Origin of the sequence: Helicobacter cetorum MIT 00-7128, assembly GCF_000259255.1 — a bacterium.
GTDB classification, from domain to species: domain Bacteria; phylum Campylobacterota; class Campylobacteria; order Campylobacterales; family Helicobacteraceae; genus Helicobacter; species Helicobacter cetorum_B.
In genome coordinates this window covers 1,531,775-1,552,089 of record NC_017737.1, presented here as the reverse complement: position 1 = coordinate 1,552,089, position 20,315 = coordinate 1,531,775, and the positions used below count along the sequence as shown (strand labels likewise).

Genomic DNA, 20,315 nt, shown 5'->3' with positions numbered 1-20,315 from the left:
TTTTTTAGTTAAAAATTATTAAAAGCTATAGATATAGTCCCAATATACGGCAAATATTCTTCTTCTAAAATCTTGTGCAACATCGCCATATTGGGTTACAGTAGGGATTTTAACTCCTAATTCAAATTGATTGTGTTTACCACCCATACGCACCCCAAGATTAACTAGAAATTGAAAAGTCGTATAAGTGCATTGCGCTAACATACTCCCACTAGAGCCATAACACACATGCTTAGGCACATCAAAGTGTTTCATTTGCATGCCATAGCTTGACCCAGCGATAGCCACACCCATTCTAAAGCCAAAGAAAAAACGCTCATTATTAACTACATTAGGAATCCAATCCCCATAAATGCCATAAGTGCTTAAGAAAAGAAAGCTGTTTTTGGCATAAGTATTATAGAGCGAGCTTGTAAAATCATAAAAAATGCCATACCTAAAAGCATTTAACTTGCTTTCTCTTGCTTTGTAACCTATTTGAATACCCCAACCTGTAGAAACATGCACATTATAGGGTGCGCCTTGTTTGGTCGCTACAGGCAAGTTATCTTTTGTGCCACTCACTCCCCCTAATTGGAATCCAATTCCCGCATACCATGCGCTTTTATCAGCTAGTTGGTGTGCTTTAGTGGGGGACATAGGAGGGGTAGCAAGAGCTTGGGTGCTACTAGGAGTGTTTGCTTGACTAGGAATTTCATTAGTAGGGGTGCTAGGATTAGGAGCATTATTATTTATGTTAGACTCTGTGTTAAGAGATTGGGTTTGTGGGGTGGTTGGTAAGTTGGAGGAATTTAAAGAATCTTGTGCTTGTAAGGTATTTAAACTAAAGATAATTGCTAGAGTGCTTGCAGTAGATTGGAGTAAATATTTTGTATTAAAAGGCATAGGTTTCATAAACTTCCTTTACTAAATATTAGTGGCGCATTATATCACATGTGATTAATATTTTAAGATGATGATTAAAGTTAAAAATGAGTGCTACCTCTTGTTAAAGATAAGTTTTTTGGGGATTTAGCGCTATGGTGTGATAATAATTATTTAATGTAAAACAAAGATAGTATAAGTTAGAATGCTTAATATTTAAATTAAGGGTATCATTATAATGATTATGAAAATTACTAAAAATTTGAGCCTTTTTTTGCGAACATTCGCTTTTTTAAAGCATGGTTTCTTATTGGCTTTAGGCTCATCGCTAGGACTTGCTATAGAGCCTAACTTATCAAAGTCAAACATAAAAGAGACTTCAACATACGCTGATAAAAGTGCCTTTTATATTGGGGGTGGCTATCAGTTGGGTGCAGTGAGTAAGAGCCAAATCAATTTGGCCCTTATGCAACAATTTTCAATGTTAGGGTTTGGTTATGCCACTCTTTCTCAAGATGTAAGTCGAGTAAATCAAACGCCTTCTATCCCCTTATTTCCCCCCCTAGTTAATCCAAGTCCTGCTATTGGTTCTGTTTTTCTGAATTATCAAAAAGGAGAGCCAAAATCTAGCACGGCTATTTCTAATGGCTTTGGACTAACTTTGGGGTATAAAATCATTGGTAAACATAAACATACAAAATGGGCTGGAGTAAGGTTTGGAATATTTTATGATTTTAGTGCCTCTACTTACAAAAGAGGGAATTACTTCTCTAATCTAACCATGCAAAAAACTAACCCTATAATGATTTCCACTTATGGGGCATATCTTGATTGGCTCATCAATGCTTATAATGGTGAGAAATTTTTTGCTGGTTTTAGACTTGGCATAGCATTTGCTGGTGCAAGCTATAGCTTAAAAGATAGTAAAATATATCAAGCATATCTTAATGAATATTTTGGAGGCAACACCACAACAAGTTCTTTTCAATTTTTAGTGAATTTAGGAGTGCGTTTAGGAGGCAAACACAATCATTTTGAGTTTGGTATCAAGATTCCCACTATTAGTAATACTTATATGCAAGCTAATACCAACAATGTGCGCAATAATAAGAAAATACAAAATTTATTTTATAGTGGCTATTCCAATATTCCTTATAACATAGCCTTTAAGCGTGATTTTGCTCTATATTTCAATTATATTTATAGTTTTTAAGGTATCTTAAAAACTTCTTTGTAATTTTAAATAGCTTTTTATCCTAAAATGAGCTTAGTTAAACCGCTTAAATAAGCTCAAATTCTTTTACCAACCCTTTCTTAAATAATCCCTTCTTAATCCCTAATGATTATTTAAGTATTTATAATCTTATTTCATCTAAAAATATTCTTTTATCAAAATCAAAGCTTTTAAATATTAAAATAATCTCTTTTTGTAAAATCACACTAAGGAACAAGAAATGCGTTGTCATTCAATTACCCCCCCCCCCAATAAATTAAAGTTATCCTATTTCCCTTTTTTAGTTTCACTGATACTATCAAGTGTTCATATACTTCATGCAGAAACTTATGAAGAAATGAAAGAACGCCTTACTAAAGAAGTAAAACAAGAAATCGCTCAAAAGAAAGCCCAAGAAAAGGCTAAAGAAAAAGCCTTGCATGATGAAATTATGCAAGAAGAATTAAAAAAAGAAGTTTATGAAGAAGAGTTGAAAAAGGCTCAACAACAAGATAAAACGCCTGCTATCACTGATACTCAAGCTAAACCAAGTTCTAGTCATTCGCAATATGAAAAAATCTTTAGTCATCAAGAGGTAACTCATGAAAATGTAGCTCTAAAAAAAGAGGAGCTTAATAAGGACACACAACCAAAACAACAGCAAATAGCACCAAAACCTAGCGAACTAACGCCACAAAAAACAGCAAAACCACAAACAGAAAAACCGCTTTCGTATAGTGCTGTCAGATACAGATATGAAGATAGATATGATTATGCAGATAAAGATTCATTTTATCTTGGTATAGGCTATGAATATGGCTCTGCTACTACAAATGGGGGTGATATTGTTCTAGGATATAAATGGGTAGGCGATAGAGAAGAGACTAAATGGAGCGGGGCTAGAGTGGGGGTCTTTGCTAGTGGGTCTATTTATATGCCAAATATATTTGCGACGCCTAATCTTAATTGTATTGACCCTTTTAATCCTTGTTCCATTAGCACAAGCGATAAGGTTAACCAAGCCTTACAAGACATGAATGTTGGTTTTAGTAATTATGGCGTGTATTCAGATTGGCTTATCAATGCGTATAATGGGGACAGATTTTTTGCTGGACTTATGCTTGGAGGGGCTTTAGCTGGTTCTACTTACTTTTTTACATCTCAAGGTGGTGGTGTTATGGGGAATTTCTTCCAATTCTTTGTTAATTTAGGATTACGCATGGGATTTAGTCGCCATGCTTTTGAGTTTGTGGCTAAATTACCTACGGTTACTAATAAGTTTGATATAGAACAAGGCGGATATACCAAACTTAAGATTCCACAAAATTATTTGTTTGGTTTCAACTATGTCTATAGTTTTAAATAAATAGCTTAAGCCTTATTGGCTTAAACTCTCTAAAACCCCCAAAAACACCTTTTCTAAAAATTCTAATTCTTTTAAGCTCACTCTCTCATCAATGGCATGGATTCTATCATTGATGACACCAAATTCCACCACTTCTATGCCATAAGCACTAAAAAATCGTGCATCGCTCGTGCCACCCTTAGTGTTTAGGCTTGGAGTAATGTTGCATATTTTTAAAATATTTTCTTTTAACACATTTATAAGCTTTGAATGAGAAGAAGTGATAAAAGCCAGAGAGCTTTGTTCTAATTCTAAAAAATAAGACAAATCTTTTAAAACCTTTTCTAAATACTCCTTTAAGCTCTCTTTGGTGGTTTTTAAAGAATGGCGCACATTAAATAAAATCTCTACACTTGCTGGAGTTACATTATTAGCTCCAAGTCCAGCATGCAAGTTAGTGATGACAAGTTTTGAAGGGGCAAAATTCTCATCGCCATTATCTAAATTTACGCCCGAAATTAAAGGTAAGACAGAAGCAAGAGAATCAATAGGATTTTTGCATTTTTCAGGATAGGCTGCATGCCCTTGAATGCCCTTTAAAATCAGCTTGCCGTTTATTGAACCCCTTCTGCCAATTTTAATACTATCGCCTAAGATTTTCTCGCAAGTGGGTTCAGCCACAATGACCATATCAGGCAACAAATCTTTTTCTTTTAGTTGCTCTAGCATAAGTTTGGTGCCAAAAATCCCTGGCCCTTCTTCATCGCTAGTGAGTAAAATGGAGAGCATAAAAGGGGTTTTAGGGTTAAATTTCAAACTCGCACCTAGAAACGCCCCCACGCCCCCTTTCATATCTTGTGCTCCACGCCCGTATAAAAAATCTTCTTTAATCGTGGGTGTGAAAGGCTCACTTTGCCAATTATTTCCAGCTGGCACGACATCAATATGACCCGCAAAGCAAAAATGTAAGGGTTTAATTCCAGCTTTAGGGTTAAAAACTTGGTATAAAAAAAGATTTTTCACGCCATCTCTTTCACACTCTAGGACTTTAAAAGTGGGAAAAAGAGATTTGATGTATTCAAAAATGCCACATTCTTTAGGTGTGATACTAGGGTAGCTGATGAGCTTTTGAGTGATTTCTAAAGCGTTCATTCAAATCCTTTAAGAGTTTTTTCTCAAATAAATGTATAAATGCAAGACATCTAAATTGGCCGGAGTAATCCCACTAATTTCTGAAGCCTCAAAAAGACTTTTAGGGCGAAATTTTTCTAACTTTTCTATAGCTTCTAAACTAAGCCCAGGAATGCCTTTAAACACAAAATCTTTAGGAATAGAGACTTTGAGCATGCTATCCATTTTAGCGATGTTTTCGTGTTGCTTTTCAATATAAATATTATATTTGCATTCAATTTTAATTTGCTCTAAAACCCGCTCATTTAAGGGGGCTAAGAAATCAAAAAACGCACGCATTTTTTCCAAACTAAAACTATCACGCCCTAATAGGCTAATGCCATTAATTTTGTCATTGATAGGATTTTCATCTAGTTCATTTAAGCGTTTTAAAATTTCTTTATTAGGGGTGAAAACGCATTCTTTAAGGCGTTTTAGATTCTCTTGTATCTCTTTCTTATCCTTAATCAATTCATTATAGAAATCTTTTTGCATAAGCCCTAAGTTATAGGCGTATTCGCCTAGTCTAAAGAGCGTGTTATCTTCTCTTAAAAGCAAGCGATATTCTGCTCTACTTGTAAACATTCTATAAGGCTCATTTGTGCCTTTAGTAACTAAATCATCAATTAGCACACCAATATATGCTTCGTTACGCTTTAAAACAAAAGGGGCTTGATGTTTGAGAGCTAATACGGCGTTAATTCCTGCCATAAGCCCTTGAGCAGCGGCTTCTTCATAGCCGGTAGTCCCATTGATTTGTCCGGCTAGATAGAGCCCCTTAATTTTTTTGGTTTCTAAAGTGTGGGTTAATTCTGTAGGTTGGATGAAATCATATTCTATCGCATAGCCATAGCGAGTGATAAGGGCATTTTCTAAACCTTTGATAGAATGAATGACTTTTTCTTGCACATCTAGGGGTAAAGAAGTGCTTAAGCCATTCACATAGTATTCGCTTTTATGGATAGTTTGGGGTTCTAAAAACAGCTGGTGGCGTTCTTTTTCGCTAAAGCGATTGACTTTATCTTCAATGCTTGGGCAATACCTTGGGCCTACGCCTTCAATTTGACCGGTAAATAGGGGGGCTCTGTGAAAATTGTCTCTAATAAGCTTATGGGTAGTGGGATTAGTGTAAGTGATAAAGCAAGAGAGTTGGGTGGGGTTAAAATCTGTGGTTTTGTAGCTAAAATGGGGGGGAGTCTCATCTCCAAAATGCTCTTCTAAGCCTTCAAAATTGATGCTATTTCCAGCCACTCTAGGGCAAGTCCCTGTTTTTAATCTATCTACTTTAAAGCCAAGCTCTCTTAAATTTAAAGCGAGTGAATTAGAAGCGTTTTCTCCAAAGCGTCCGTTTTCATTTTTATGTTCGCCAATATGCACCACCCCTTTTAAAAAAGTGCCTGTAGTGATAATCACTTTTTTAGCCTTGTAGGTATTACCGATATTGGTTGTTACGCCTATGACTTCATCGTTCTCAATGATTAAGCTCTCAGTCATTTCTTGAGACACGCTCAAATTTTTAGTGTTTAAGACTAGATTTCTTGCAAAAATGCGGTAAGTATCCATATCAATTTGAGCTCTAGTTCCCCTAACCGCTGGGCCTTTAGAGGCGTTTAACACACGATATTGTAAGCCACTATTATCGGTAATTATCCCCATAGCCCCCCCTAAAACATCTACTTCTTTAGTTAAATGCCCTTTACCCAAGCCCCCAATGGCTGGATTACAACTCGCTAGACCTATACTATCTATAAGCATGGTGATTAAATGCGTTTTAGCTCCCATTTTTGCTGCAATTAGGCTTGCTTCAATGCCTGCATGCCCCCCACCAACCACTAAAATATCACTTTCTTTTATCACTTTTTTTCCTATTTTGATATTATTTCTTCCAGACGCTCAACCACTAAGAGAAGCGAGTAAGCGAATTTGAGAAAGTTTTATTGTAGCATGTAGGGCAGTAATTTTAAAGGGTAAACAAAATGGAAGATAACTCGTATACAGATGATAAAAGCACAAAAATAGTGCGTGTTGTTGGTTTAATAGGTGGGGTGCTTTTAGCACTCATTGTCTATTACGCTCTACACGCACAAATGCCCTATGCAATAGAGCAAATCCCCAAACTGAGTTCCTTAAATTATACAGCCATGCCTATTGTGGCATCAGTATCTATTTTAATGGGTGTGTGGTGGATGACTGAAGCTATTGACTTACCCGCAACGGCTCTTTTACCCTTAGTATTATTTAGTGTTTTTGGCGTGGATAAATTTGCTAGTGTTAGTGCGTCTTATGCATCGCCGATTATCTTTTTGTTTATGGGGGGGTTTATTTTAGCGCTAAGCATGCAAAAATGGAATTTACACACTCGTATAGCTTTAGGCATAATCTTACTTGTTGGCACAAGCCCTAGAAGATTGATTTTGGGTTTTATGATAGCTACAGGCTTTCTATCCATGTGGGTGAGCAATACTGCAACAGCTGTGATGATGCTCCCAGTTGGCATGAGCGTGCTGCATTTAGTAGCAAAGCTAGTAGGCACAGAAAATGAAAAAAAAACTAACAAATTGCATAAAGAAGAAATCACTAAAGCGCATGGGGGAATGCTTAGTCATGTAGTGCATAAGGGTAAGGATATTGCTCAAAAAGTGCAAGAAAAGACAATGATTTATCGCACGAATTTCAGCATTTGTTTAATGCTTGGCATTGCCTATTCAGCCTCTATTGGCTCTTTAGGCACTCTTATTGGCACTCCACCTAATGCTTTACTAGCCGGCTATATGAAAACAGCCTTTAATGTTGAGATAGATTTTGGAAAATGGATGCTTTTTGGCACGCCTTTAGCCTTTATTATGCTTATTATTTCATGGCTTTTACTCACTTATGTGATTTTCCCTTTGAAAATTAAAGAAATTCCGGGTGGCAAGGAAGTTGTTAGGCAAGAATTGCATAAACTAGGGCGTTTGAGTCAAGCTGAAATTTCAGTAGGTATTATTTTTATTTTAGCGTCTTTAGGGTGGATTTTTTTAGGCACTCTTTTAAAAAGTTATGGTATTAAAATAGATAAGATTGATTCTGTGATTGCTATGGGGGTTTCTGTTCTTTTGTTTATTTTGCCAGCAAATAATAAGGGCGAAAGACTTATTGATTGGGATACGACTAAAAAACTTCCTTGGGATGTGTTGCTCTTATTTGGTGGGGGACTTGCCTTAAGCGCTCAATTTTCTAAAACCGGCTTGAGTTTGTGGATTGGTCATCAAGTTTCTAGCTTTGCAAACTTGCCAATTTTACTCATTATTGTAGCTGTGGCAACTATGGTGATTTTCTTAACTGAAATCACTTCTAATACCGCTACAGCTGCTGCCTTTTTACCCGTAATTGGAGGGGTTGCAATGGGTATGGGCTATGAAGGTCAATCAAGTTTATTATTTACTATTCCTGTAGCCTTAAGTGCGACTTGTGCGTTCATGCTCCCTGTAGCCACTCCGCCTAATGCAATTGCTTATGGCTCGGGGTATGTTAAAATAACAGACATGATTAAAGCGGGACTATGGCTTAATGTAATAGGGGTTATTTTAATTAGTGCATTTACCTATGCGCTTGTTTCGCTTGTATTTGTGAATTAAAGTTAAAAGTAGGAAAAATTAAGAGTGAAAGAAAAGTTATTTAAAGAAAAGGCTCGTTATGTTACGGGAATTATTTTAGTTGTTGTAGCAACACTAATATTGTATGCAGATAGCTTATTGCTGTTTTGGGCAATCTTGGGAATAGCCTATTTAGTGGGATTTTCAGAGGCTTTAAAATTGTTTAAAGTCCAGTCTAGTTTTTCTCTTTATTTACTGGTTATTTTGTCTTGGATTATGGGGTATTTTAATGGAAGACCTATTGAATGCGCCCTAATAAGTGCGATGATAGTAGCTGGAATTATGGCATACAAGAAAGCTCCTAATACAAATGCTATTTTACCCTTTTTATATCCGGGGGTTGGCTTTTTTGCACTTTTAGGAATCTATAAAGACTTTGGCACATTAGCGATTGTTTGGTTGCTCGTAGTGGTAATTATTAGTGATGTAGGGGCGTATTTTGGAGGCAAACTCTTTGGAAAAACCCCTTTTACGCCCACTTCACCTAACAAGACTTTAGAGGGGGCGTTTATTGGTGTGGCTCTAGCTAGCATAATAGGGGCATTTGTTGGCATGGGGAAATTAAGCGGGGGTTTTTTCACAGCGCTTTTCTTTAGCTTTTTAATCTCCCTTTGTGCAGTAGTTGGGGATTTATATGAGAGCTATTTGAAAAGGCAAGCCAATGTTAAAGATAGCGGTAAGATTCTACCCGGACATGGAGGGGTATTAGATAGGGTTGATGCAATGTTGTTTGGCGCACTCAGTTTGCATGTATTGTTGTATTTCTTGGAAGTATGGAAAGAAATTTCAGTGTTATTAGAGGCCTAAAAAGAATATGATTATTCTTGGTAGCACTGGCTCTATTGGAAAAAACGCCCTAAAAATCGCAACGCAATTTGATATAAAAATAGAGGCGTTAAGCTGTGGGAGAAATATCGCTCTTTTAAATGAACAAATTAGGATTTTCAAGCCTAAGAAAGTAGCGATTTTAGACGCTAAAGATTTAAGCCACTTAGAGCCTTTGAAGGCTAAAGTGTTTGTAGGGCTAGATGGCATTGATGAGATGATAGAAGAATGTTCTTCTAGCTTGGTAATTAATGCTATTGTAGGTGTGGCAGGATTAAAAGCAAGTTTTAAAAGCTTACAAACTCATAAAAGACTAGCCCTAGCGAATAAAGAAAGCTTAGTGAGTGCGGGGCATTTACTAGATGTTAGTAAAATCACGCCCATTGATAGCGAGCATTTTGGCTTGTGGGCGTTGTTGCAAAACAAGGTTTTAAAGCCCAAATCCTTAATCATTACCGCTAGTGGGGGGGCTTTTAGAGACACTCCATTAGAACTCATTCCCACCCAAAATGTAGAGAACGCTCTTAAACACCCTAATTGGAGCATGGGGGCAAAAATTACGATTGATTCAGCAAGCATGGTCAATAAGCTTTTTGAAATCTTAGAAACCTATTGGCTTTTTGGGGCTTCTTTAAAAATTGATGCGCTAATTGAGAGAAGTTCTATCGTGCATGCCTTGGTGGAATGTGAAGATAATTCTGTGATTTCGCATTTGGCAAGTGCGGATATGAAACTGCCTATTAGCTATGCAATCAACCCCAAACTAGCCTGTTTGAACGCTTCTATCAAGCCTTTGGATTTAAGCACTTTAAACGCCATTAAATTTGAGCCTATCCATACAGAGCGTTATGCTTTATGGCGTTATAAGGATTTGTTGCTAGAAAACCCAAAGCTTGGTGTGGTGCTTAATGCGAGCAATGAAAAAGCGATAGAAAAATTTTTGAATAAAGAAATTGCATTTGGAGGTCTTATTAAAATCATCTCTCAAACCCTAGAATTGTATGCTAAAAAGTCTCTCAAACTCTCTAGCTTAGAAGAAGTGCTAAGATTAGATGCTGAGGTAAGAAAGCGTTCTAGCGAGTGGTTTTAAATGCAAATGGCTAAATTTTAATTATAATGTCAGCCATTTGACTTTGATTTAAAAAGGACTGACATAAAATGTTAAAAACTAAGAATAAACATTCTGTCAAGAGAAAATTTTTACTTGCTTTGGCTTTGTCTTGCAATACTTTGAGTGCGGATAGCTTTAAAGATGCTTTTACAAAAGGCGATTTTATTTTTGCGGGCAATAAAGTAGAATCGCCCACAAAGCGCTATGCTGATAAGAGTGCGTTCTATATGGGGCTAGGTTATCAATTAGGGAGTATCCAGCATAATAATACTAACATCAATCTTACTTCAGCACAAGTTGCTATTAAGGATAAGTCCTACACACTATTAAATTCTGCACTAAGTCCTACTTATAAACGCTCGTATGTTTCTAATGGCTTTGGGTTAATGCTTGGTTATAAATGGGTGGGTAAGCATAAAGAGACCAAGTGGTTTGGCTTTAGATGGGGGTTATTCTATGATATGAGTGCGTCTGTTTATGGTAGGGGAAACCTTTCTTATAATGGCTATAATACTTTTACTGCCAACCCTTTTGCTTATCAAAAAACAGAATCTATAGTGATTTCTACTTATGGCACTTACATGGATTTATTACTCAATGCGTATAATGGCGATAAATTTTTTGCCGGATTTAGTGTAGGGGTTGCTTTTGCTGGAGTGAATTATGATTTAAGCGACAAAAAGACTTATAAGAATTATTTAAAGAGTGCTTTTGGAGGCAAGATTAATGACAATGCTTTCCAATTTTTAGTGAATTTAGGGGTGCGTTTAGGGGGCAAACACAACCAATTTGGCTTTGGGATTAAAATCCCTACTTACTATCTCAATAATTACATGGCTATGAATAACCCCCATAATGATGAGAAAGACATCTTAAAAACAACAGCTCTGCTTAAGGGTGGCAATATCGTAAGTTTGCCTTATAGAGAAGTCTTTAGGCGTAATTATTCCATTTACTTCAACTATATCTATAGTTTCTAAAAATTCTTGTTTTTTTAAGCTCTCTTATTTGGAGAGCTTTTTGAATGGCTAATTTATATCAAATGCTTTTTATAGCTAATCTTCATAAGAGCTAAGTAATCAAGTATAAATATTTAGTATTTTTTATTATAATAGATTTTTGACTAATGAAAGTTGCAAGAGAAATAAAGGTATAATGATAGGGTTTGTGCTATGGCTATGATGATAAGTGTGTTTTGGTTTTAAAAAAGAGAAAATTTTGATAAAAAGAGCTGTATTATTGGTTGTGTTATTGGCTTTAAATGTGTCTGCCCTAGATTGCAACAAACCCAAAAACCAACTACTTCCTAAATGTGCCCACCAAGACAATAAAGAAGACAATCGCATTGAATTGCTACTTGATGAAACCCATAAGAACCTTATAGATGAATTGGCAAGCATGCATGACTTTGATAAATATAGGCCTCAAGAAATCAAAAGAATGTTAGAGCAAAGCCAAAAAGAGTGGGTAAAATTTACTAATCAAGAGTGCATGGCACTTAACATGCTTGTGAGTCCAAATATTACCTATAAGGAAAGCCCTATCTATCACACTTGCTATGAGAATTATGCCCAACAGCGCATTCAAACCCTCAATGATTTTTATCAAGAGAGCAAGAGAACCAAAAAAGCAATGCTCCAAGAGGAAAAATCACAGCAAAATTCAAAGAATGAAAAAATTTCAAAAAAATCTTCTTCAAAGAATAAGCATGATGAGAAAAAGCTAGAGTTACAATCCAATAAAAAAGAGAGCAAACAAGAGCAACAAGAGATAAAAATATCATCTCAAAAATCAGCTTCACCTAAGCCTACTCAAGCACTATTGCCCCAAACGCCACCCCCAAACAATCAGATGAAACAGGCTAGTTTAGATAGTGCGAGCAAATATTATTTGCAAGTAGGGGCATTTATGAATACGCCTAATAAAGCGTTTTTGCAAACACTAAAAACTTTTTCTTATAAACTTGAAAAAAGAGATGTTTTGACGCACTATCTCATTGGCCCTTATAAAAGCAAAGAAGAGGCATTAGAGCATGTCAACTATATTGCCAAAAAGTTTGAAAATGCGCCCATTGTTGTGGAATCGCATTAAATAGGGGGTTAATATCTTTTAAACGATTTTTATTGTTTGAAATTTTTCTATAACTCTATGGTTATAAAGATTACTAAACGCTTTTTCTAATTTTTCTTTTATCTTTAAAATTTTGTTTGATATTAAAAATTTTTTCATCTAAAAAAATATTTTTTTATCAAAATCAAAGCTTTTAAATATTAAAATAATCTCTTTTTGTAAAATCACACTAAGGAACAAGAAATGCGTTGTCATTCAATTACCCCCCCCCCCAATAAATTAAAGTTATCCTATTTCCCTTTTTTAGTTTCACTGATACTATCAAGTGTTCATATACTTCATGCAGAAACTTATGAAGAAATGAAAGAACGCCTTACTAAAGAAGTAAAACAAGAAATCGCTCAAAAGAAAGCCCAAGAAAAGGCTAAAGAAAAAGCCTTGCATGATGAAATTATGCAAGAAGAATTAAAAAAAGAAGTTTATGAAGAAGAGTTGAAAAAGGCTCAACAACAAGATAAAACGCCTGCTACTACAAGCTCACAAACAACCCCAGAAAAACAAGAGAGCTTTTTAGAACAAGAGAGACGCAAAAAAATTGAAAGAACCGAGCGAGCTATTAAACACGAAAATTTGCATATTAATTGGAATCCTCAAGCTAACTCTAGTAATTCGCAAAGTAAAAAGATAAGGTCTTTTAGATTCAGTAATAATGATAACCAAGACACTAAGCGCTATGCTGATAAAAGCGCTTTTTATTTAGGGCTAGGGTATCAATTAGGCAATGTGGGTAAGACACTCACTACAACAAATTATGCTATTCAGGTTCAAAAACAAGGGTTTTTAGATTTAGATTCAACCATTAGTCTTAATCAAGAACAGCATTCTTCTAGTAGCTCTAGTATATCTAATGGTGTGGGGATTGTGTTAGGCTATAAATGGGTAGGCAAGCATAAGCACACCAAATGGAGTGGTTTTAGGTGGGGGCTTTTTGGCGATTTAACAGCCTCTACTTATCAGCGAGGGAGCTATTTTTATAATAATACAATCAGTGCTACTAATTCTAGCGAACAGATTTATCAAAAAAATGGGGATATTAAAATTATCACTTATGGCACTTATTTAGATTGGCTTATCAATGCGTATAATGGCGATAAATTTTTTGCCGGTTTTAGACTAGGCGTGGCTTTTGGTGGGGCAAACTACAGCGTAAGTGATACAAATGTCTATCAAAGCTATTTAAAGCAATATGTCGGTGGCAATCTCACCTATGGCACTTTCCAATTTTTAGTGAATTTAGGGGTGCGTTTAGGGGGTAGGCACAATCATTTTGAATTTGGTGTCAAAATCCCCACTATCAGTGATACTTATATGCAAGCTAATACCAATAAGCATAAAATTCTTAGTTTGCTCTATGGTATGGGTAGCTTGAATGCGAAATTACCCTATAGTGTAACTTTTCAAAGAAATTTTGCCCTTTATTTTAATTATATTTTCAGTTTTTAAGGAGTTAGAATGTTTAAAAAATTAGCAACAATAGGTCTTTTGAGCGTCTTATTTGTAGGTTGCGGAACGGTTTCGTGGGGAAATCTAGGTCAAATCATGTTAGTTAACGATGAGAATAAGCAAGTCTTTCAGTTTGCTGAGGGTAAGGCGTGTTATTATCAAACTATGAACCAAGATAATGAAGAAAATATTTTAAGCAGAGCTGTTATAAATGCGATTAATAATGGTGGTGGTGGCAAGGGGTTGGCTAATGTGTCTGTTTTAAAAGAGCAAAAGTATAACCCCTTTGCCATGCAATATTGTATTATTGTTAAAGGTAATATTATTAGATAATTTTTATAAAACTTATCTCATTTTATACAACCAACGAGCTATAAGAGCCACAAATAAGCATGTGCTAAAGAAAATCAAGCCAATCATTTTATAAAGCGCATTAAGATTTGGCTCATTTTCTACAATCATCACGCTTGAAATACCTAAGCGTCCCTTTGGCATGCTGTCTATAAAATAAAGGCCATGTTTTTTAGTAATAAATTGTGGCGCTTGAATAGGGTCTTTAGAAGAAGAAGTCATCACAAACGCTCCTACATTAGAAAATTTGATATGGTTTTGTGTGTCTATCAAAACAAAGGGCGTGTCTTTAAAAGTCTCTTCTAAATTTTGCAAGGCATTTGGGGTGTGATTAGCATCTAATTCTATGATTTCTTGAGCAATGCGATTGGCAGTATATTGCATACGGATTTTGGTGTTTTCTAAAAGAATGGTTTTTTCATAAGAGGCAAACAAGCCTAATAACACCAATGCTAACAACAAAGTAGAAACAATATAGACGCTTAAAAAGCGTTTTAAAGAATATTTTTGAGATGGCATTTGATAACCTTTATAGAAATTTTTATCATATCTAAAAAAGGTTATTATGCGTTTTAAGTATTACAAAAAGAATGTCTTTTGTCTTAAATGATTAAAAAAGTGTTAAAAGTTGTTATAATCTTATGAGAAAAATTCAAGGAACTTTTTATATTTTGGGTTTAGTTTGCAAGCTATTAACTCAAATTCTTTTGGCATTTTAATACTTGAATGCAATGATTTAAGGAGCACTAGAATAATGTTGGAGGATTTATGGATGGATATGGTAGTTTGTGTGGCTTATTGGCTGTTTTATACTATCCCTCATATAGTAGGCGATGGGCTTCAGCTCAACTTTGTGCGTCAAAAACTTCATCAAAAGCCAATTTTGTTATCCCAAAATGATTATGAAGAAGCGGGAAATTATGCGATTAAAAAATTACAATTATCAGTGTTTACGCAAGTATTAGATGGTTTGGTTTTTGCGTGGTGGGTATTTTTTGGGCTTAGTATGCTAGAAAATTGCATTCATTATTTAGAGTTGCCAGAAATTATGGGTTATTTGGTATTTGCATTACTATTTTTGAGCTGTCAAAGTGTGCTTTCATTGCCCTTAAGCTACTATACTACGATGTGCTTGGATAAACAATTTGGTTTTTCAAAAACCACACCGCAACTTTTTTTTAAAGATTTTTTAAAGAGTCTCATTATCACTCTAGTTATGGGCTTAGTAGTGATTTATCTACTCATTATGGTCATGCAATATGTGGAGCATTGGGAGATTGGCGGATTCTTTATTGTTTTTGCGTTTATGGTTTTAATGAATCTTTTTTATCCTAAAATTTCACAAATTTTTAATCAATTCACGCCTTTAGAAAATAAAGAGCTAGAAGGCAAAATTAAAAGCATGATGAATCAAGCAGGTTTTAGAAGTGAGGGGATATTTGTTATGGATGCAAGCAAGCGAGATGGGCGCTTGAATGCGTATTTTGGAGGCTTGGGAAAAAATAAGCGAGTGGTATTATTTGATACTTTGTTGTCTAAGGTTGAAACTAAAGGACTTTTGGCTATTTTAGGGCATGAATTAGGGCATTTTAAACATAAGGATTTATTAAAGAGTTTAGCTCTTATGGGAGCGTTATTAGCAATCATTTTTGCTTTAATCTCTAATTTGCCATCAGCAGTGTTTGAGGGGTTTAATGTCTCAGAAACACCAGCAAGCTTGATTGCAATTTTATTATTGCTTTTACCGGTATTTTCCTTTTATGCGATGCCTATTATTGGATTTTTTAGCCGTAAGAATGAATATGCTGCGGATAGATTTGGGGCGAGCTTAAGCTCTAAAGAAACCTTAGCAGAGGCTTTGGTGTGTATTGTTAATGAAAATAAGGCTTTCCCATATTCACACCCTTTTTATATCTTCTTACATTATACGCACCCGCCTTTAGTAGAGCGTTTGAAAGCCTTAGATTACGAGATTGAATGACTATTTCTAAGGCATTAGGTCATGCTAGAGAGGAATTAGCTAAAGAGGGTTTTAGGGGGGCATTAGAATCTGAAAAGATTTTGAGTTTTGTGCTAAATAAAGAGCGTGTGTTTTTGCATGCTAACTCTCAAATGCTTTTAGACGAAAAAGAAAAAGAGCGTTTTTTTGCCCTAGTAAGAAAGCGTAGGGCTTATGAGCCTTTAGAGTATTTATTAAAGCGTTGCAGTTTTTATGGGCGTGATTTTTATGTCAATAAAAATGTGTTAATCCCACGCCCAGAAACAGAGATTTTGGTAGAAAAAGCTCTTCATCTCATCAATCAATATCATTTGCAAGATATAGGCGAAATAGGCATAGGTAGTGGGTGCATTTCAATTAGCTTGGCTTTGGAAAATCCTAGTATTTCTCTTTTGGCAAGCGATATTTCAAAAGGTGCTTTAGAGGTAGCGCAAAAAAATATTGATTCTTATCATTTATCAGAGCGTATTAAGTTAGTAGAGACAAATTTATGGGATAATATGCCTAGAATTCCTGAATTACTTATTTCTAATCCCCCTTATATTGCTAGGGGCTATCCTTTGGATAAGAGTGTTTTAAAAGAACCGCATAACGCTCTTTTTGGAGGTATTAAGGGTGATGAGATTTTAAAAGAAATCATTATTCAAGCCTCTGATTTACACATTAGGTTTTTAATTTGTGAAATGGGCTATAATCAGCAAATGAGCATGCAAGAATGCCTAAAAGCTTGTGGTTATAAGGCGGAGTTTTATAAAGATTGGAGTGGTTTTGATAGGGGGTTTATAGGGATTTTAGATTCTTAAAAATAAGATTTTAAGAGTTATTGATTTAAGCATTTGGGGTTATTAGTTGGTGTTTTTGTATTACAATAAATTTATTCAAAATCTTATTGAGAAAGGAGCGCATTACTATGTATGCAGAAAAAATTCTTAATCATTTGACTAATAAATACCCTCATCAAAAAGAGTTTCATCAAGCTGTGCATGAGGCATTGAGTTCTTTAAAACCTCTTTTAGATAGCGATAAAAGTTTTGAAAAACATGCGATTTTAGAGCGTTTGGTTGAGCCTGAGAGAGAAATCTTTTTTAGAGTTTCTTGGCTAGATGATAATAACCAAATCCAAGTTAATCGTGGGTGTAGGATTGAGTTTAATTCCGCTATTGGCCCTTATAAGGGGGGCTTGAGATTTCACCCAAGTGTGAATGAAAGCGTGATTAAATTTTTAGGTTTTGAGCAAGTATTAAAAAATTCACTCACTACTTTAGCTATGGGGGGTGCTAAGGGGGGGAGTGATTTTGACCCTAAAAATAAGAGCGAACATGAGATTATGCGCTTTTGTCAAGCCTTTATGAATGAATTATACCGCCATATTGGAGCGACCACTGATGTCCCAGCGGGAGATACAGGAGTTGGTGAAAGAGAAATTGGCTATTTGTTTGGGCAATATAAGAAGTTGGTTAATCGCTTTGAGGGAGTATTGACCGGTAAAGGGCTAACTTATGGGGGGAGTTTAGCTAGAAAAGAGGCTACAGGCTATGGGTGCGTGTATTTTGCTGAAGAAATGTTGCAAGAGAGAAACAGCTCTTTAGAGGGCAAGATTTGCACTATTTCTGGGAGTGGTAATGTAGCCATTTATACGATTGAAAAATTACTTCAAATGGGAGCAAAGCCCGTTACTGCAAGTGATTCTAATGGCATGATTTATGATAAAGATGGCATTGATTTGGCACTTTTAAAAGAGATTAAAGAAGTGCGTCGTGGAAGAATTAAAGAATATGCTTCAGAAAAAACAAGCGCTAAATACACGCCTGTAGAAAATTATCCTAAAGGGGGTAATGCCGTATGGCATGTGCCTTGTTTTGCGGCTTTTCCTAGTGCTACACAAAATGAATTGAGTGCTATTGATGCCAAAATGCTTTTAGCTAATGGGTGCAAATGTGTGGCTGAGGGAGCGAATATGCCCTCAACTAATGAGGCAATAGAGTTGTTTTTGCAGGCTAAGATTTCTTATGGACTAGGTAAGGCAGCAAATGCGGGGGGCGTGAGTGTGAGTGGCTTAGAAATGTCGCAAAATGCGAGTATGCATCCTTGGACTTTTGAAGTCGTTGATGCGAAGTTGCGCCATATTATGAAAGAGATTTATAAAAATGTCTCAGAAACCGCTAAGGAGTTTAAAGACCCTACGAATTTTGTTCTAGGGGCTAATATTGCCGGCTTTAGAAAGGTCGCACAAGCTATGATAGCCCAAGGGGTTTAAGGAGCTGTTTTATTGGAGGGGTTAAACTTAGAATGGTTTGCTGTTTGTTTTTTTTTTTTTTTTGATTTCATGGGATTCTAGCTTTTGGGTTTAAGACTTAAGAGCTAGGTATTTTTAATAAAAGGAGATAACATGGGAAAAGGTCAACCTAGTTCTAACCCTAATGGTGCAGGATTTCCTTCAACTACCGGTAATCCTAGTGGTGGTGGTCGTGGGAATAACGCTCCTAAAGGTAAGTAAAGCGTTAAGCTTGGTAGCTTTTAGCTAACAAGCTGTTTTGGTGTGGAGGGGGTTATTAAAACTTAATATACACACGATAGAATACGATGTTAAATATTTTTATTATTTCACTTAAATGCTTTGTAAAAAGATATTCTTATGCTACAAACTTAGTCAAACAAGAAAATGCTAACAATAAATACTCTTGGCATATTTTTGATGCTATAGATGCTAAAGGCTTAGATTTTAAAAATGATATGTTTTTAAAAGAGCATACAAGAGATTTTTTCTTACAAATGCAATCCACAAAACAAGCTAATTGTTTGGACTATCTATTAAGTATTAAATGGCATGGCAAAGAATTAAGTCATAGTGAAATAGCTTGTTATTACTCGCATTATTTATTGTGGCAAAAATGTATAGAGTTGCAAAAACCTATAGTTGTTTTAGAAGATGATGTGAGTTTGCATTCTAATTTTTATGAAGGGTTGAAAGCGATACAAACGAGTGGATTTGACTATGTAAGGCTTATGCATTTAAAAAACGCCAAATTAAAATCACAAGCCAAGACTAAAAGCTTAAAACCCTATTTCAAGCAACTTCTGCAAGACACTTATGGTTTAGGAGCGCAAGGCTATTTCATCACCCCAAAAGCGGCGTCAAGATTTATTAAAGCGAGTAAGATTTTTGTTGTGCCGGTGGATTTTTTGATGGATGCGTATTTTTACCACCAAGTGCCTAATATCGTGTATGAACCCTTTTTAATTCAAGACAAAGAGGAAGTTAGCACCATTACTAGAATCAAAGACATTAAAACATTGCCAAAAATGATTTATTTTTTACACAAGCTGTATAAAAAATTTTATAAATTATTTTATGATACATTCAAAACTTAAGGTCGTCTTTATAAGCGGTGTTTTTTAAAATCTCAAACCAAATACCCGCTTTTGGGGCATTTTTGTTTATCCAAGGCTTATAATTTATGCCAAACTCTTTATTTTCGCCATAAAAATGTAAAATAACACATTGCTCTAAGCTCTCTTTAATGGATTTATAATAGTGTGGGTGCAATCCCTCATAGCATTGATTTAAAGATAAATTTTTGTATTGAGAAGATAAAATCTCATATTTTAAGGGGAGATATTCTATTTTATCAAAGACTAATGCACTAATTTTAGACTCATAATACATGGTAGTGTTGCAATATTTTTTAATCATCTTTAAAAATTTTTCTTCTAAAAAAAGTTTGCGTATTAAGGCTAAATTAATAATTAGATAGTGTTCTTTCAAACACACTTTTTTGTGCCTATCTAGTCTTATGACTCCAGCAAACACTTTATTTTCATTAAAATTGATAAAACTTTCTGTAATATCCTTACAAAACACAACATCTACATCACTAAAAATAATCTTGTCATAATTTAAAAAAATACTTGCACTCAAATATTTATAAAGATACATATCTCCAAATCTTTTTTGAGCCTTTGAATGAGCGTGGAAAATGTAGTTTTCTCCCCACGGGTTATAAGAAGACACATCAATAAATTCTAAAGAAGAATATGCTTTAAAAGGTTTTATCGTGGCTTGCAGTTTTGCTTGATGGATTGAAGAAAGATTTTTGTGTAAAGCATAAAGCTTGTAATAAACGCCGCACTGAGCGTTTTTCAACAAAGAATAAAAGGCAACGCTAGCGGCTATCGCATAATTATCATCAAAAGCAAAAATAATAGGAATAGTCATATTTTTGGGTATT

18 protein-coding genes are annotated in these 20,315 nt (G+C 35.3%); 13 read left to right on the top strand and 5 right to left on the bottom strand.

Features of this window, described 5'->3' with window-relative positions; translation table 11 throughout:
- Positions 1 to 18: 18 nt before the first annotated feature.
- Positions 19 to 894 carry an outer membrane protein gene (locus HCW_RS07100; protein WP_014661548.1) on the bottom strand — a complete coding sequence of 292 codons (876 nt, stop codon included), beginning with the start codon at positions 892 to 894 and terminating at the stop codon, positions 19 to 21.
- A 208-nt stretch (positions 895 to 1,102) separates the two neighbouring features.
- Here HCW_RS07100 and HCW_RS07095 point away from each other — a divergent pair, with 208 nt between their 5' ends.
- Together HCW_RS07095 and HCW_RS07090 are read left to right on the top strand one after the other, a co-directional pair.
- Entirely contained in the window at positions 1,103 to 2,077 is a 975-nt protein-coding gene (locus HCW_RS07095) for an outer membrane protein (RefSeq protein WP_014661547.1), read from the top strand.
- 241 nt (positions 2,078 to 2,318) lie between these two features.
- Entirely contained in the window at positions 2,319 to 3,443 is a 1,125-nt protein-coding gene (locus tag HCW_RS07090; RefSeq protein WP_014661546.1) for an outer membrane beta-barrel protein, read from the top strand.
- 12 nt (positions 3,444 to 3,455) lie between these two features.
- On the opposite strand, the gene dapE is transcribed toward HCW_RS07090, so the two are convergent.
- Both dapE and mnmG read right to left on the bottom strand, forming a co-directional pair.
- Positions 3,456 to 4,574, bottom strand: coding sequence for a succinyl-diaminopimelate desuccinylase (gene dapE / locus HCW_RS07085; protein ID WP_014661545.1), 1,119 nt, complete (start codon positions 4,572 to 4,574; stop codon positions 3,456 to 3,458).
- 9 nt (positions 4,575 to 4,583) lie between these two features.
- Positions 4,584 to 6,449 (bottom strand): tRNA uridine-5-carboxymethylaminomethyl(34) synthesis enzyme MnmG, encoded by a 1,866-nt coding sequence (mnmG, locus tag HCW_RS07080; RefSeq protein ID WP_014661544.1) that lies wholly within the window; start codon positions 6,447 to 6,449, stop codon positions 4,584 to 4,586.
- A 119-nt stretch (positions 6,450 to 6,568) separates the two neighbouring features.
- Between mnmG and HCW_RS07075 the strand changes: the two genes are divergently transcribed.
- The 7 genes from HCW_RS07075 to HCW_RS07045 all read left to right on the top strand — a co-directional run bounded on the left by HCW_RS07075 (position 6,569) and on the right by HCW_RS07045 (position 14,069).
- Positions 6,569 to 8,209: an SLC13 family permease gene (locus tag HCW_RS07075; RefSeq protein WP_014661543.1), complete on the top strand. Its 1,641-nt coding sequence runs from the start codon at positions 6,569 to 6,571 to the stop codon at positions 8,207 to 8,209.
- A 24-nt stretch (positions 8,210 to 8,233) separates the two neighbouring features.
- Positions 8,234 to 9,034, top strand: coding sequence for a phosphatidate cytidylyltransferase (locus tag HCW_RS07070; RefSeq protein WP_014661542.1), 801 nt, complete (start codon positions 8,234 to 8,236; stop codon positions 9,032 to 9,034).
- 7 nt (positions 9,035 to 9,041) lie between these two features.
- On the top strand, positions 9,042 to 10,142 hold the full coding sequence (dxr, locus tag HCW_RS07065; RefSeq protein ID WP_014661541.1) for a 1-deoxy-D-xylulose-5-phosphate reductoisomerase: 1,101 nt from the start codon (positions 9,042 to 9,044) through the stop codon (positions 10,140 to 10,142).
- 68 nt (positions 10,143 to 10,210) lie between these two features.
- Positions 10,211 to 11,143 (top strand): outer membrane protein, encoded by a 933-nt coding sequence (locus HCW_RS07060; RefSeq protein ID WP_014661540.1) that lies wholly within the window; start codon positions 10,211 to 10,213, stop codon positions 11,141 to 11,143.
- Positions 11,144 to 11,381: 238 nt separating this feature from the next.
- Positions 11,382 to 12,254 carry a lysozyme inhibitor LprI family protein gene (locus tag HCW_RS07055; protein WP_231283027.1) on the top strand — a complete coding sequence of 291 codons (873 nt, stop codon included), beginning with the start codon at positions 11,382 to 11,384 and terminating at the stop codon, positions 12,252 to 12,254.
- Positions 12,255 to 12,476: 222 nt separating this feature from the next.
- Positions 12,477 to 13,736, top strand: a complete 1,260-nt coding sequence (locus HCW_RS07050) for an outer membrane protein (RefSeq protein ID WP_014661538.1) — start codon at positions 12,477 to 12,479, stop codon at positions 13,734 to 13,736.
- 9 nt (positions 13,737 to 13,745) lie between these two features.
- Positions 13,746 to 14,069, top strand: a complete 324-nt coding sequence (locus HCW_RS07045) for a hypothetical protein (protein ID WP_014661537.1) — start codon at positions 13,746 to 13,748, stop codon at positions 14,067 to 14,069.
- A 12-nt stretch (positions 14,070 to 14,081) separates the two neighbouring features.
- Here HCW_RS07045 and HCW_RS07040 read toward each other — a convergent pair whose 3' ends face one another.
- Positions 14,082 to 14,606 (bottom strand): hypothetical protein, encoded by a 525-nt coding sequence (locus tag HCW_RS07040; protein WP_014661536.1) that lies wholly within the window; start codon positions 14,604 to 14,606, stop codon positions 14,082 to 14,084.
- Between the two features lie 238 nt (positions 14,607 to 14,844).
- On the opposite strand from HCW_RS07040, the gene HCW_RS07035 reads away from it, so the two are divergent.
- The 4 genes from HCW_RS07035 to HCW_RS07020 all read left to right on the top strand — a co-directional run bounded on the left by HCW_RS07035 (position 14,845) and on the right by HCW_RS07020 (position 19,458).
- Positions 14,845 to 16,068, top strand: a complete 1,224-nt coding sequence (locus tag HCW_RS07035) for a M48 family metallopeptidase (protein WP_043902829.1) — start codon at positions 14,845 to 14,847, stop codon at positions 16,066 to 16,068.
- Positions 16,065 to 16,889 carry a peptide chain release factor N(5)-glutamine methyltransferase gene (gene prmC / locus HCW_RS07030; RefSeq protein ID WP_014661534.1) on the top strand — a complete coding sequence of 275 codons (825 nt, stop codon included), beginning with the start codon at positions 16,065 to 16,067 and terminating at the stop codon, positions 16,887 to 16,889. The genes HCW_RS07035 and prmC overlap by 4 nt, the downstream gene beginning before the upstream one ends.
- Before the next feature lie 107 nt (positions 16,890 to 16,996).
- Positions 16,997 to 18,343, top strand: coding sequence for an NADP-specific glutamate dehydrogenase (gene gdhA / locus HCW_RS07025; RefSeq protein WP_014661533.1), 1,347 nt, complete (start codon positions 16,997 to 16,999; stop codon positions 18,341 to 18,343).
- A gap of 326 nt (positions 18,344 to 18,669) precedes the next feature.
- Positions 18,670 to 19,458 carry a glycosyltransferase family 25 protein gene (locus tag HCW_RS07020; protein WP_014661532.1) on the top strand — a complete coding sequence of 263 codons (789 nt, stop codon included), beginning with the start codon at positions 18,670 to 18,672 and terminating at the stop codon, positions 19,456 to 19,458.
- On the opposite strand, the gene HCW_RS07015 is transcribed toward HCW_RS07020, so the two are convergent.
- On the bottom strand, positions 19,448 to 20,302 hold the full coding sequence (locus HCW_RS07015; RefSeq protein ID WP_014661531.1) for a glycosyltransferase: 855 nt from the start codon (positions 20,300 to 20,302) through the stop codon (positions 19,448 to 19,450). The two genes, HCW_RS07020 and HCW_RS07015, sit on opposite strands and share 11 nt — an antisense overlap.
- Between the last annotated feature and the right edge of the window lie 13 nt (positions 20,303 to 20,315).

Coding starts and splice junctions, on each gene's coding strand:
- HCW_RS07090 (WP_014661546.1), top strand. CDS start 2,319: ATGCGTTGTCATTCAATTACCCCCCCCCCCAATAAATTAAAGTTATCC.
- HCW_RS07020 (WP_014661532.1), top strand. CDS start 18,670: ATGTTAAATATTTTTATTATTTCACTTAAATGCTTTGTAAAAAGATAT.
- dapE (WP_014661545.1), bottom strand. CDS start 4,574: ATGAACGCTTTAGAAATCACTCAAAAGCTCATCAGCTACCCTAGTATC.
- dxr (WP_014661541.1), top strand. CDS start 9,042: ATGATTATTCTTGGTAGCACTGGCTCTATTGGAAAAAACGCCCTAAAA.
- HCW_RS07040 (WP_014661536.1), bottom strand. CDS start 14,606: ATGCCATCTCAAAAATATTCTTTAAAACGCTTTTTAAGCGTCTATATT.
- HCW_RS07050 (WP_014661538.1), top strand. CDS start 12,477: ATGCGTTGTCATTCAATTACCCCCCCCCCCAATAAATTAAAGTTATCC.
- HCW_RS07015 (WP_014661531.1), bottom strand. CDS start 20,302: ATGACTATTCCTATTATTTTTGCTTTTGATGATAATTATGCGATAGCC.
- HCW_RS07100 (WP_014661548.1), bottom strand. CDS start 894: ATGAAACCTATGCCTTTTAATACAAAATATTTACTCCAATCTACTGCA.
- prmC (WP_014661534.1), top strand. CDS start 16,065: ATGACTATTTCTAAGGCATTAGGTCATGCTAGAGAGGAATTAGCTAAA.
- HCW_RS07095 (WP_014661547.1), top strand. CDS start 1,103: ATGATTATGAAAATTACTAAAAATTTGAGCCTTTTTTTGCGAACATTC.
- HCW_RS07060 (WP_014661540.1), top strand. CDS start 10,211: ATGTTAAAAACTAAGAATAAACATTCTGTCAAGAGAAAATTTTTACTT.
- HCW_RS07045 (WP_014661537.1), top strand. CDS start 13,746: ATGTTTAAAAAATTAGCAACAATAGGTCTTTTGAGCGTCTTATTTGTA.
- gdhA (WP_014661533.1), top strand. CDS start 16,997: ATGTATGCAGAAAAAATTCTTAATCATTTGACTAATAAATACCCTCAT.
- HCW_RS07075 (WP_014661543.1), top strand. CDS start 6,569: ATGGAAGATAACTCGTATACAGATGATAAAAGCACAAAAATAGTGCGT.